The 13,132-nt window shown below is 38.3% G+C and carries 12 protein-coding genes; 9 read left to right on the top strand and 3 right to left on the bottom strand.

Translation table 11 applies throughout. The annotated features are described in order from the left end of the window. Window positions 1–31: 31 nt before the first annotated feature. Window positions 32–664, bottom strand: coding sequence for a DedA family protein (locus KJS36_RS03320; protein WP_213534316.1), 633 nt, complete (start codon window positions 662–664; stop codon window positions 32–34). A 124-nt stretch (window positions 665–788) separates the two neighbouring features. Between KJS36_RS03320 and KJS36_RS03315 the strand changes: the two genes are divergently transcribed. Next, a complete protein-coding gene (locus KJS36_RS03315) occupies window positions 789–1,352 on the top strand; it encodes a DNA-3-methyladenine glycosylase (protein ID WP_244842607.1) in 564 nt (187 codons plus the stop codon). Between the two features lie 35 nt (window positions 1,353–1,387). On the opposite strand, the gene KJS36_RS03310 is transcribed toward KJS36_RS03315, so the two are convergent. Together KJS36_RS03310 and KJS36_RS03305 are read right to left on the bottom strand one after the other, a co-directional pair. After that, window positions 1,388–3,388 carry an ABC transporter ATP-binding protein/permease gene (locus KJS36_RS03310; protein WP_213534313.1) on the bottom strand — a complete coding sequence of 667 codons (2,001 nt, stop codon included), beginning with the start codon at window positions 3,386–3,388 and terminating at the stop codon, window positions 1,388–1,390. A gap of 107 nt (window positions 3,389–3,495) precedes the next feature. Next, window positions 3,496–3,714: a zinc ribbon domain-containing protein gene (locus KJS36_RS03305; RefSeq protein WP_213534311.1), complete on the bottom strand. Its 219-nt coding sequence runs from the start codon at window positions 3,712–3,714 to the stop codon at window positions 3,496–3,498. A 162-nt stretch (window positions 3,715–3,876) separates the two neighbouring features. Here KJS36_RS03305 and KJS36_RS03300 point away from each other — a divergent pair, with 162 nt between their 5' ends. The 8 genes from KJS36_RS03300 to KJS36_RS03265 all read left to right on the top strand — a co-directional run bounded on the left by KJS36_RS03300 (window position 3,877) and on the right by KJS36_RS03265 (window position 13,125). Beyond that, on the top strand, window positions 3,877–4,359 hold the full coding sequence (locus KJS36_RS03300) for a DUF8821 family protein (protein ID WP_213534309.1): 483 nt from the start codon (window positions 3,877–3,879) through the stop codon (window positions 4,357–4,359). Between the two features lie 157 nt (window positions 4,360–4,516). Beyond that, the gene (locus KJS36_RS03295) at window positions 4,517–5,203 is read left to right on the top strand and encodes a YoaK family protein (protein ID WP_213534307.1); all 687 of its coding nucleotides are present in this window, start codon (window positions 4,517–4,519) and stop codon (window positions 5,201–5,203) included. A gap of 120 nt (window positions 5,204–5,323) precedes the next feature. Beyond that, on the top strand, window positions 5,324–6,421 hold the full coding sequence (locus KJS36_RS03290) for a vitamin B12 independent methionine synthase (protein ID WP_213534305.1): 1,098 nt from the start codon (window positions 5,324–5,326) through the stop codon (window positions 6,419–6,421). Window positions 6,422–6,500: 79 nt separating this feature from the next. Further along, on the top strand, window positions 6,501–6,872 hold the full coding sequence (locus KJS36_RS03285; RefSeq protein WP_213534302.1) for a DUF4430 domain-containing protein: 372 nt from the start codon (window positions 6,501–6,503) through the stop codon (window positions 6,870–6,872). Window positions 6,873–6,884: 12 nt separating this feature from the next. Beyond that, a complete protein-coding gene (locus KJS36_RS03280) occupies window positions 6,885–7,568 on the top strand; it encodes a vitamin B12 dependent-methionine synthase activation domain-containing protein (protein WP_213534300.1) in 684 nt (227 codons plus the stop codon). A gap of 17 nt (window positions 7,569–7,585) precedes the next feature. After that, entirely contained in the window at window positions 7,586–9,967 is a 2,382-nt protein-coding gene (locus KJS36_RS03275; protein ID WP_213534298.1) for a homocysteine S-methyltransferase family protein, read from the top strand. A gap of 15 nt (window positions 9,968–9,982) precedes the next feature. Then, complete coding sequence (gene metE, locus KJS36_RS03270) at window positions 9,983–12,256, top strand: 5-methyltetrahydropteroyltriglutamate--homocysteine S-methyltransferase (protein WP_213534295.1); 2,274 nt, start codon at window positions 9,983–9,985, stop codon at window positions 12,254–12,256. A 14-nt stretch (window positions 12,257–12,270) separates the two neighbouring features. Further along, the gene (locus KJS36_RS03265) at window positions 12,271–13,125 is read left to right on the top strand and encodes a methylenetetrahydrofolate reductase (protein WP_213534293.1); all 855 of its coding nucleotides are present in this window, start codon (window positions 12,271–12,273) and stop codon (window positions 13,123–13,125) included. Window positions 13,126–13,132 lie beyond the last annotated feature (7 nt).

Genomic DNA, 13,132 nt, shown 5'->3' with positions numbered 1-13,132 from the left:
CTTTCTCTTTCGAGAAAGTTTTTTTATATAATCAGTTGAGAGACTGTTTTTTTTGAGCGAAGAAACGTTTTTTTATAAAGATGCCAAGAGCAATGCAAGTGACTAGAGCTAGGACAATGACTGTTAGAGTTGAATAATTGTCAATCACGTTAGCGATTGTTTGCCAATTATCACCAAGCGCACGTCCCAGAAGAACAAGTACAATATTCCAAATCAAAGTTCCAAGCGTCGTTAATAAGAGAAAAGTGTGAAATCTCATTTTTGCACTGCCAGCAGGAAGTGAAATTAAACTTCTGATGAGAGGAATGAAACGACAGAAGAAGATGGTGAGTGAGCCATGTTTCATAAACCAACTCTCAGCCTTGCGAATATCTCCTTTTTTTAAGCGCAAAATCTTGCCTAATTTTCCGGAAATGAGTTGTTCTAAACGCTCAACATTTAAAAGACGTCCGATGAAATAAAGAATGATTGCACCGAGAACAGAGCCAATCGTAGCAGATAAAATCACGCCCCAAACGGCTAAATCAGCATGAAGTGTCATAAAGCCACCAAAAGTTAAGATGACTTCGGAGGGAATAGGAGGGAAGACATTTTCAATCATAATTAAAAAGGCAACGCCAATATAGCCGAAGTGGTTCATAGTTTGGATAATAAGTTCTTGCATTGAAGCTCCTTTAGAGTTTTAATGTTTTTCTTATTATTATTTTAACATAGAAAGCTTAAATGAAAAATAGATTTGAAAATCATTAGAAAAGTATTTATTTGTATTTTTTTGTTACAATGAAACTATGGAATTTACTGAAGTGATGGCAACAGATACGATTGGAACAGCGAAAGCGCTACTTGGTATGGCACTTGAACATAATGGAAAAACTTTAGGTTGGATTGTTGAGACAGAAGCCTATCTTTTTCCAGAAGATATGGCAAGTCATAGTTTTGCTGGCAGACGTACGCCACGCAATGAAGCGATGTATTTGTCAGATGGTCATTGGTATGTTTATCAGATTTACGGTCATCAGATGCTAAATCTTGTGACCTGTGCTGAAAATGTGGCAGAAGCGGTGCTTATTCGTGCTTTAGAACTACCTTCTGGTGAGATTTTGGCAAATGGACCAGGGAAATTGACGGCTTTGTTTGGGCTTGATAAGCGCTTTGATAAGCAGAATTTAACAGATTTGAGAGTGGTAGAAGCTAAAAATCCTTTACAGATTGCTAGTCGCTCACGGATTGGGATAAATTGTGTTGAACCTTGGAAATCTGCGGCATTGAATTTTTATGTGGCAGGAAATGAAAATATTTCGAGATACGCTAAAGGTGAAATGCAGACTGTGACTTGGAAAAATGAACAATAAAAAAACTTCCGAATGGAAGCTTTTTTATTTTGTGATTATTCAGCAGCAAGTGCTTCGATTGTATTGAGTCGAGCAGCACGAGCAGACGGAGCAAGACTTGATAGAAAGGCAATCAAGAGTGAAATCAAAATCGCAAAGATAATGATAACTGGTGTGATTTGGATAATCGCAACACCACCCAAGAAGCTAGATAATACAGAATTGACAATGGCTGACATAGCAAATGAGAAGCCAAGAGCAATTGCCGCGGCGAAAACTCCTAAAATCAGACTCTCTGTAGTAAAGAGACGAGAAACATCTTTTCGACGACCACCGAGCGCGCGCATAATCCCGATTTCTTTTGTTCGTTCAGCAACGGACATATAAGTTGTGACAATAATCATGAAGATAGAGACAACCAGACCAACACCAGCAATCGCAGCTAAGACATAGGAAACGATAGAAGTAATGTTTGTAAACATACTAAGGACAGAACCCATATCCATGCTAGAGAAGTATTGACGACCGTCAACTTTTATCTTACGTACTGCTTTTGAGACGTCTTGAACATTTGACACGCGATTGACTGTGAGAACCGCTAGTTGATAATTTGTTGAGATATTGTGCGATGAAAGAAGTGATTTCAGGGCAGATGATGTGAAATAAATATCATTGAGTTGGCTGCTTGATTTGACAATACCTGAAACAGTATAGTTACCAGTGATTGTTGTTGGTGCATTATTCTCACCCATGATGATGAAGCTGAGTGCAATTGTTTTGCCAACGAGTGCCTTTGTATTGCTATTAAACTTCTTGGCGAGGTCTTCACTTAAAGTGATTTTGTCACCTGTTGGGACTTTTCCTGATTTGATGCTTGATTTCAGATTGTAATTTGACCATGAACCAAGGCTTTGCATGGTGGTACTTTTTGCATCTTGTGTGACGCTGCCATGTAAAACGTTGATATTGTACATTCCTTCGATTTTGGTTACATTATCAAGACCTTTGAGTTTGTCTAAATCGGAGGAATTCATCAATAGACTTGTGTCCCCTTGCGCTTGTTGTTGTTGCGCTTGTCCAAATGCTTGTGTATCGGGTGTTTTTGCTGAGACAGAGCTTGGACGTTTGACGACGACTGGAGCGTTTGTATTGATTGGGAAAGCTCCATCGATTGTTTTGTTCATGTAGTGTGTTCCACCAACTCCAAGTCCTAAGAAGAAGATGACTGAGAAAAGTCCAATCGCTGTTCCTATGGCAATCAAGAGATTGATTTTCCAAGCGTTAAGGAAATGTTTGAAGCCTGTGCGAATGATATCAACATAAGAAAGTGCTTTTGTAGCAAAGGGTTTTGCTTTTTCTTCCACAGGATAGGCAGGTTTGATGCGCTCGTCTCCTGTGATTTGTCCATCAGCGAGATGGATGATTCTTGTACCATAATCGGCAACTTCTTGAGAGTGCGTAACAACTATGACGGTTTTGCCAGATTGAGCAATATCACGCAAAATAGCAAGGACTTCTTTGGTATTTTGTGAGTCAAGAGCGCCAGTTGGCTCATCGGCGAGGATGATTTCTGGGTCACTTGCTAAAGCTCTGGCAATCGCGACACGCTGTTTTTGACCGCCAGAGAGCTGATTTGGCTTTTTCTTGCGATGGTCGTAAAGTCCAACTTGCTTTGTAAGTTCAATCGCTCTTGCTTGACGTTCTTTTTCGCTGAGCGTTGTCATTTTGAGCGAAATGAGGATATTGTCAAGGACGGAGAGGTAGTTGACAAGATTGAAAGACTGGAAGATAAAGCCAATCGTATCTCGGCGATAAGCGTCCATATCTTTTTCTTTTTTTGACTTTTGGGCAACTCCGTCAACGACGACATCTCCGTCATATTTACGGTCTAAGCCACCGATAATGTTCATCAAGGTTGATTTTCCGCCGCCGGATTCGCCAAGAAGGCTGACGAAATCTCCGCGTTCAAATTCAAGGTCAATTCCTTTTAAAACTGGAAATTCTTCTTTTCCGAGAAAATAAGATTTTCGGATGTTTTTGAGTTCTAAGACTGGCATAAAAACTTCTTTCTAAATTCTAAACTTGTAATAATTACCTACTTTATTTTAACGCAAAATTATCATAGTTTACTAAGACTTTAGGTTGATTTTTCAATTGAAAACGCTTAGTTGTCAAGTAAAAAGTCGAGAATGTTCATGCCAGTATTTGTATTGGCTTTGTAAAGTTCGGTGTAACCACATTGATTACAAGAAATAGTGATAAACTTTTTATTTTGCACATTAAAAAGTTTTGAAAAATCGCCGCCTGTGGATTGGATTTGATCCTGTTCAAAGTTGTGATTGCCACATTTGACGCAGGTAAATTGCTGTTCGTAGCCGTTCATGGACTGTCCTCCTTATTCAGATTTTCCCTATTATGATTATTATACCTTAAAAATTGAAAATACTAAAAAATTTTGACAATATTTTTTTGACAGTTCTGTCAAAAACTTTTTAGGCTATTTTTTGTTATAATAACTCTAACAAATGTGAAAGGACATAAAAAAATGGCTTACAAAGTAAATTTCAAAGAAGTTGAAACAGTGGGGGTAGAAAGCTCTCCTGTGGCGGAGGCGCTGGCAGGATTACGTGCCAATGAAGCACGCTATTTTTGGAACAAATATAAATTTGAATATGTCACATTCCCAGCCGATGAAAAAGCAGAACTTGTGACTTGGCTGGAAAAATTACTCAGAGAAGAACGAGATTTGACATTTTCGTCAAAAATTTTGGAAGTTGCTGTGTATGAAAGTGACAGTTTGTATTGGCCTGAATTTTATTATGAAAATGGTATGGTTATCAACGTTTTATACGAAAAAATCGCAGCAGCAGAGGGCAAAAAACCAAAACGTGCAGTCGGCATCAAGTTATCAGCAGGCATGGGAATTCCTGACGAACTTGAAGGAAAATTCAAATTTGCCCGTCAAAAATCAAAACTTGCTGGCGAAGTCCGTGGAAGTTTCTTCGTCCTAAAACAAGAATGGCTCTAATATATTTTTGACAGTTTTGTCAAAAAAGTTTATCAGTAATTTTATGCTGATAGACTTTTTTATCATAAATATTTTTTGACAGAACTGTCAAAAAATATTTTCAGGCAAAATCAATATCGTTAGGGAATTCTGTCAAAAATTTTGATAAAATAGAAACATGGGAAATCAACATTTACAAGAAAGAATCAGTCAAGTTCAAGAAAAATTGCGGATTGCGATATTATTGTCGCTCGGCGCAGGTTATATGGACGGCTTCACGTTCTTTCATTTTGACGGCAGATTTGCAGGCGCACAGACTGGAAATATCATTCAAGCCGGAATTTCGCTCGCTCAGGGCAATTTCGCAGCTTTCTGGGACTTCTTTGTCCCCATTCTCTTTTTTATCGCTGGTGTCATGTTCAAAGTTTATTATGCACATCGCCTGACAAAGAAAAAGCAGCCCAGCGCGCTTTATCTCATGCTTTTTCAGCTGATTGGATTGACAATTTTTGTCCTCCTCTATGAAACAGTTCTTTCATGGGTACCAAACGCTTATTTTGTAGGTATTCTCAGCTTTTTCATGGCAATTCAGTTCGATACATTCAATAAAACACACGGACACGGCTATACTAGCGTTTTCACCACAGGAAATCTCAAAATCCTCAGTGTCAATCTCGCTCAGTATCTCATCACTAGAGAAAAAAAATACTGGGAATATGCAAAAATCATGCTTTTCATCGTGCCATGTTTCTTTGTTGGCGCATTTCTCGCAACGATTGCCGTCAAGCTTTTTGGAAATTGGGCATTGATGCTCAACAGCCTTGACTTACTCATTGTCTATATCATCCTCAGATTTGAAGGCTAAGAAAATCCCGTAAGGGATTTTTAATTTTACTAATTCAACATTGAAAAATAATAAGACCATGATAAAAATATTTTGTTAAAATTAAGAACATCACAAGAAATTATTAGTTTAGGGGATTTTATGACACACACACATTATCATTTTGACCACGTAGGTTCTTACTTACGACCAGCAGCACTCAAAGAAGCACGCGCAGCCTACAATGCTGGAACACTCACGAGTGAAGAACTCAGGAAAGTGCAACAAGCAGCGATCACAGACCTTGTGAAAAAAGAAACACAAGCAGGACTTCCAGCGATTACAGACGGCGAATTTAACCGCTCATGGTGGCATCTCGACTTCCTCTGGGGACTCAACGGTGTTGGCACTTATGACCAGCATGATTCCTATAAATTTCACGGCGAAAAAACGCGCTCAACAAACATTGAACTCGTAGATAAGATTGCCTTCAATCCAGAACATCCATTTTTCGCAGATTTCGAGTTCTTAAAAACAGTTCTCCCAGCAGGCGAAGAAGCCAAAGTCACTATTCCATCACCAACCATGTTTTTCCGTGATGGCAGGAGCGACCGCTGGCACGAATACTATGAAAATTGGACAGATTTTCTTGACGATTTAGCCAAAGCTTACAATGACACACTCCGCCATTTTTATGACCTTGGCGCGCGTTATATCCAACTTGACGATACCACTTGGGCATTTTTGATTGCAAAATTAACCCTCCAAGAAGAAGTAGAAAAACATCAAAAATCTGCAGAAGATGCTGTCTATGTCATCAACAAAGCTCTGGAAAATCTTCCAGAAGACTTGCGCATTTCAACGCACATTTGTCGTGGTAATTTCAAATCAACTTATCTCTTTGAAGGAAGTTATGCACCGATTGCAAAATACCTCGGACAACTCAACTACGACACATTCTTCCTTGAATACGACGATGCACGCTCTGGCGACTTTGAGCCACTAAAAGACATCTGGAATAATCGTCAAGATGTCCTCATTGTCCTTGGAATTTTCACATCGAAATATCCAGAACTTGAAAATAAAGAAGATATTTTAGCGCGTCTTAACGAGGCTGCAGAACTTGTCCCACTTGAAAATCTCGCCCTTTCCACCCAATGTGGCTTTGCCTCAACAGAAGAAGGTAATCAGCTCACAGAAGAAGAAGAGTGGCAAAAACTCAGCCACATCAAATCTATCGCTGACGAGATTTGGAAATAAAATCTTTGATAAAATAAATATTTTCCTGTATTCACATTGATTTTGTGAATGCAGGTTTTATCTATACAGAAAGTCAAACATGAAAAAAGTCTTCTCAGTTGCAACAGTTGCTCTTGCCCTCTTAGGCTTAGCCGCTTGTCAAAAGTCAGGAACAACAAGTAAACCAAGCACATCAACAACAGTCAGATTGACAGTTCAATATTCAAATAAAAAATCAACAACATTTGAAAATGTAAAAATAAAAAAGAATGAAACAGTCATGACACTCCTAAAATCCAAAGAAAAAGTAGAAGCAACAAACGGATTTATCACAAAAATTGGCAAAACAGAGCAAAATCCAGTTAAGAAACAATATTGGATGTATAAAATAAACGGAAAACTAGCAACAAAAGGTGCCAGTCAAGAAAAACTAAAAAATAAAGATAAAATCGTCTTCTATCTCGGAGACTAAAAAGGAGTTGCTATGCAATATCTTCCTTTAGATAAAGCAGAAGTTTTACGCTACCTCGGATATCGCCACAAACAAGAACTGACAGCAGAAATTTCTCAGTTAATTGATGATCTTATGATAGAAGTTCAAGAAAAATCTAACGCAGTTTATCTCTTTCGCAATTTTCCAATAGAACTAAATCCTGAAAAAACAGAAGTAAAAGTCGTTGGAACAGAACTTATTTTAACTGGAAAAAACATTTATCACCATCTCAAAAACGCTCAAAGTGTTGTTTTACTCGTTGGCAGTCTTGGGATTGCTATTGAGCGTGTCATTCGTCTCTACGAAGTTTCAGAACTCACAAAAGCAAGAATTTTAGACAGCTGTTGTGTCGAATATATCGAAAAAGTTTTGGATTTAGCAGAAGTAGAAATTGCAGCGACTTTTCCTGACTACACGCTTAATCGTCGATTTAGCCCCGGTTATGGCGATTTGCCACTTGTTCCCACACAACGCGATTTTTTAAATACAATGAATGCCAGTAAAGAACTCGGAATTACCTTGACCACGACAAATCTCATGATACCAAGAAAATCAGTCACAGCAATCATTGGATTATTTGAAAATCCAGAGCAAGCCAAACCAAAAAGAAAAGTAGCAGATGATTTAACATTGGAAATGGCAAAAAATGGTCGCTTTAATATCAAAGCTACATAATCAAAAGGAGAAAAAAAATGGGAATTTTAGAAGATTTAAAATCAAAAATTTTACTCATTGACGGCGCGATGGGGACACAACTTCAAGCTCGTGGACTTCCTGTCGGCGAAAATCCAGAGTATTTCAATCTGGAACACCCAGAGATTGTTCTTGCCATTCATCAAGATTATGTCGCAGCTGGCGCAGATATTATCACGACCAATACTTTTCAGGCAAATGCAGCAAAACTCAAAGAAGATGAAGTCCTACCAATCATCAATGCAGCCGTCACTCTCGCTCAAAAATCAGGCGCGAAATACGTCGCCTACGATATGGGACCGACTGGACATATGCTGCAACCACTTGGCACGATGACGTTTACCGAAGCCTACGAACTCTTCAAAATACAGGCTATCGCCGCTGAAAATGCTGGCGCAGACCTCATAATTCTCGAAACGATGGCAGATTTACTTGAAACAAAAATCGCCATTTTGGCAATCAAAGAAAATACTGATTTACCGATTTTTGCAACAATGACCTTTCAAGAAGACGGAAGAACCTTTGTAGGTACAGACCCAGTAACAGCAACGCTGACTTTGCAAAATCTTGGTGTCGATGCTGTTGGTGCAAATTGTTCACTCGGACCAAAAGAAATCTTACCCACCGTCGAAAAAATCGCACAAGTTGCAAAAATTCCAGTCATGGTGCAGGCAAACGCTGGACTTCCCGTCATGGAAAATGGCGAAACAGTCTATAAAGTCACCGCAGATGAATATAGCGACTATGCTGAGAAATTACTGACACTTGGTGTCACTGTTCTTGGTTCATGTTGTGGTTCAACACCAGCATTCACAGCAAAATTACGTCAGCTCATTGACCAGAGGCAACCTGTCGAGCGACAAGTAAAAATAGGAACCTTTCTCACGTCGGCACTCAAAACAATTGAAATCAAAGCCAACGAATTGACGCTGATTGGCGAACGTATCAATCCAACAGGTAAACCTCGTCTTAAAGAAGCACTACGACAACGTGATGTTGCCTATATTGTCAAAGAAGCAGTAGCACAAAGAGATGCTGGCGCAGATATCCTTGATGTCAATGTTGGCTTACCTGAGATAGACGAAGCAGACATGATGAAAACAGCCGTATCCGAATTGCAAAGTCTGCTTGATTTGCCCTTACAACTGGACAGCTCAGAGATTTCAGCCCTTGAAGCTGGCGCACGTATCTATAATGGTGTGCCACTAATAAACTCGGTCAATGGCAAACAGCAAAATTTAGATGCGGTCTTGCCGATTGTTGCCAAATATGGTGCGGTGATTTTGGGACTATGTTTAGACGAGGACGGTATTCCTGATACAGCTGAAAAACGTTTTGCGATTGCGCAAAAAATCATCAACGAAGCAGCAAAATACGGGATTGACAAAACACGAGTGATGATTGACCCGCTTGTCTTGACCGCTTCCGCCCAGCAAGAACAAGTGCAAGTCACACTGGATACCTTGCGAATGCTCCGCGAAATAAATATCCGCACAGTTGTCGGTTTATCAAACATTAGCTTTGGCTTGCCCAATCGGGCTTTGTTGAATGGTACTTTTCTCGCTCAGGCTTTTGGAGCAGGACTTTGCGCACCTATCATGAATCCAAAATCAGACTATATGATGAGCGTTGTACGTAGCTTGAAAATATTCAGCAATCAAGATAAACAAGCGATTGATTTTATTGAAAAAGAACAAAATACACAAATCACAACATCAAATCAGTCAGTAGCTAAAATAACAGCGACAGATGAAACGCTCAACTTGCAAGAAATGATTATCAAAGGACGTAAAGAACTCACAGAGCAAGAAACAAAACGACTACTCGCAGAAGGAAAAATGCCTTTAGAGATTGTAGATGGCTATTTTATTCCAGCTCTGAACGAAGTTGGAGATGCTTTTGGAGCAGGTACACTTTTCTTGCCACAGTTGATGCAATCAGCCGAAGCAACGAAAAATGCTCAAGAAGTGTTAAAAATGCGTCTGTTGTCTGAGGGGAAGCAATCCGAAACTAATGGAAAAATTCTTCTTTGTACTGTTGAAGGAGATATTCACGATATCGGAAAAAATATTGTGAAAATGATTTTGGAAAATTATGGATACGATATTATTGATTTAGGGAAAGATGTACCCATTCAGCAGGTTGTAGATACAGTTTTACGAGAAAAAATAGAGTTAGTCGGTTTGTCAGCACTGATGACAACAACTGTACAAAACATGAAAAAGACAATAACGGCTGTGCGTGAAGTTGCACCGAATACTATTTTTATGGTTGGTGGCGCTGTTCTAAACAAAGAATATAAAGAATTTGTTGGCGCAGATTATTATGCAAAAGATGCAATGGCGAGTGTGACAATTGCACAAGAAGTTTTTAGAAAATAAAGGGGAGAATAAAATATGACAACATCTATTATAGGCTATCCACGTATCGGTGGAGAAAGAGAATTAAAATTTTGGACAGAAGCGTATTTCAAAAACAAGATTTCTCAAGAAGAACTTTTGAAAAATGTAGCAACTTTGCGTCTTAAAAATTGGAAAAAAGAACAAAGCTCAGGCTTAGATTTTATTCCATCAAATGACTTTTCATTTTATGACACTGTTTTAGATACAGCTGTTCTTTTAAATGTCATTCCCAAGCGTTTCCGTGATTTGGAGCTTGATGCTTTGGATACTTATTTTGCCTTAGCAAAAGGTTATCAAGGAGAAGCAGGCGATGTTAAAGCACTTCCGATGAAAAAATGGTTCAATACGAATTATCATTATCTTGTACCAGAAATCGAAGATAATACAACTTTTGCCTTGAAAGGTTCAAAGATTATTGATGAATTCTTGGAAGCAAAAGAAGCAGGTATTAGTACAAAACCTGTGCTCGTAGGACCGTTCACTTTCTTGAAGTTAGCAAGTTACGAAACAAAAGAAGCAAAAGATTTTGCCAATGATATTGCAAATGTTTATGTTAAAATTTTACAAACGTTAGAAAAAAATAAAGTCGCTTGGATAGAACTTGATGAACCAGCACTCGTCAAGGATTTGACCGAAGAAGATATTACTTTATTTAAAAAGATTTATAGTGTAATTTTGTCAAATAAGGGAAGCTTAAAAGTTCTTTTGCAAACGTATTTTGGTGATGTGCGTGATATTTATCAAGAGCTGATTGCACTTGATTTTGATGGACTTGGTCTTGATTTTATTGAAGGAAAACAATCTTTTGACTTAGTTAAAAAGTTCGGTTTTCCAGAGGATAAAGTACTCTTTGCAGGTCTTGTCAATGGAAAAAATATCTGGAAAAATGATTACGAAAAAACATTATCTAAAGTCGCTGAGCTTGAGCAATCTGTCTCAAAAATCGTCCTTTCTAGCTCTTGTTCACTTTTGCACGTCCCTGTAAGTTTAGAAAAAGAAGACAAATTGACAGACGACATCAAAGAAAATTTTGCTTTTGCTAAGGAAAAACTACAAGAATTACAAGATTTAGATGAATTGATTACATTACAAAATCCTGCAGATAGTTCAGTATTAAAGGACAACCAAAAAATACATCAGAATTTGAAACGCTCAGTAGATGAAAAGGTGAAAACGCGGATTAACGCATTGACAAAAGAAGATACTATCCGTCAACCAGCTCGTGCAGAACGTTTTAAAATTCAACAGGACTATTTGAAATTACCTATTTTACCGACTACAACGATTGGCTCATTTCCTCAAACTGCAGAAGTGCGCCAGAACCGTAAGAAATATCGAACAGGCGAGATTTCAAAAGAAGACTATGGGGCTCATCTAAAAGAAGATTTCCAAGAAGTTATCAGATTACAAGAAAATCTAGGTTTTGATGTGTTAGTCCATGGTGAGTTTGAGCGCAATGACATGGTTGAATATTTCGGGGAAAACTTAAAAGGTTATGTTTTCACACGTTTTGCTTGGGTTCAATCATATGGAACACGTTGCGTGAAACCACCAATTATCTTTGCTGATGTGAGTCGTGAACGTCCGATCACGGTGGAAACTTCTGCTTATGCACGAAGTTTGACTGAAAAACCAATGAAGGCAATGTTAACGGGCCCAATCACTATTCTAAACTGGTCATTTCCACGAGAAGATATAGATTTACAAACACAGTCTACACAAATTGCGTTAGCCATTCGTGATGAAGTTCTGGATTTAGAAGCAGCGGGATTGCCGATTATTCAGATTGATGAAGCGGCTTTACGTGAAAAATTGCCATTGCGGAAAACAGATTGGTATTCAGAGTATTTGGAATGGGCAATTCCTACTTTTAGACTTTCTCATTCTGCTGTAAAAGCGACAACACAAATTCATACACATATGTGTTATTCAGAGTTTGAAGATATCATTCGTGCGATTGATGATTTAGATGCGGATGTGATTTCTTTTGAAGCAAGTCGTTCATCATTAGAAATTTTGGATAGTTTACAGGCTGAGCATTTTGAAACTGCTGTTGGACCAGGTGTTTATGATATTCATTCCCCACGTGTACCTTCTGTTGAAGAAATTGAAAATGTCATTCATCGTATTTTGAAGAAAATTCCTTTAGAAAAAGTTTGGATTAATCCTGACTGTGGCTTGAAAACACGACGGAATGAAGAAACAGTTGCCAGTCTTAAAAATTTGATTGAAGCAACAACTAATGTTAGAAAAAAACTAGAAAAGTAGGACAGGAACTTTTCATGAAAATTTCAGATATCTATAAAGAAAAAAATAGACAAAATAAAAGTGTTGTGTCACTTGAAGTTTTTCCACCACAGACAAGTCAGGGCGAGAAAACGATTTTTAATACTGTTTCAGGATTGACGAAAAAGCCAGATTATATTTCGGTGACTTATCGTGGAAATTCTGGAAATAAAACACTTGAGATTGCCAAGAAAATCAAAGAAGATACAGGAATCGAAGTTCTTCATCATCTGACAGCCGTTCAAAACAGTCATCAAGATATGGCAAAAATTTTGAAGAATATTGAGCAGGCGGGCTTGGAAAATATCTTGGCTTTACGGGGAGATTTACCAAAAGATTTTGATGCTAATATCAAGGGAGAATATCTTTTGGCGCGTGATTTAATTACTGATATCAAGCAACGTGAGTGTTTTTCTGTTGGAGCGGCAACTTATCCTGAAGGACACGTGAGCAGTCCTTTAGATATTGAAAATATTGAACATTTGAGACAAAAATATGATGCAGGAGCGGATTTCTTTGTTTCACAACTTTTCTTTGAAAATGAACGTTTTTATCGCTTGAATGAAGCTATAAAGACAGCACGGATTACAGCGCCTGTAACTGCCGGAATTATGCCAATCATGAGTACTGCCAATGTGGAAAGGTTGATTTTCTTTGGGGCAAGTATTCCTACAAAACTGATTAAGATTATCAATAAATATAAGGATAATCCAGAGGATTTACGTAAGGCAGGCTTGGAGTATTCTTTGGAGCAAATTGATGATTTGCTGGCTCATGGTGTTGATGGCGTGCATATTTACACAATGAACCGTCCTAGCGTGGCAAATGTAATCATGGAGCGCTATTTGTGAGCAAATT

Source organism: Lactococcus nasutitermitis, assembly GCF_018403765.1.
In the GTDB taxonomy this organism is placed as follows: Bacteria; Bacillota; Bacilli; order Lactobacillales; family Streptococcaceae; genus Lactococcus; species Lactococcus nasutitermitis.
Note: the sequence above shows the minus strand (reverse complement) of the source record. Positions and strands in the feature narration are given on the sequence as shown.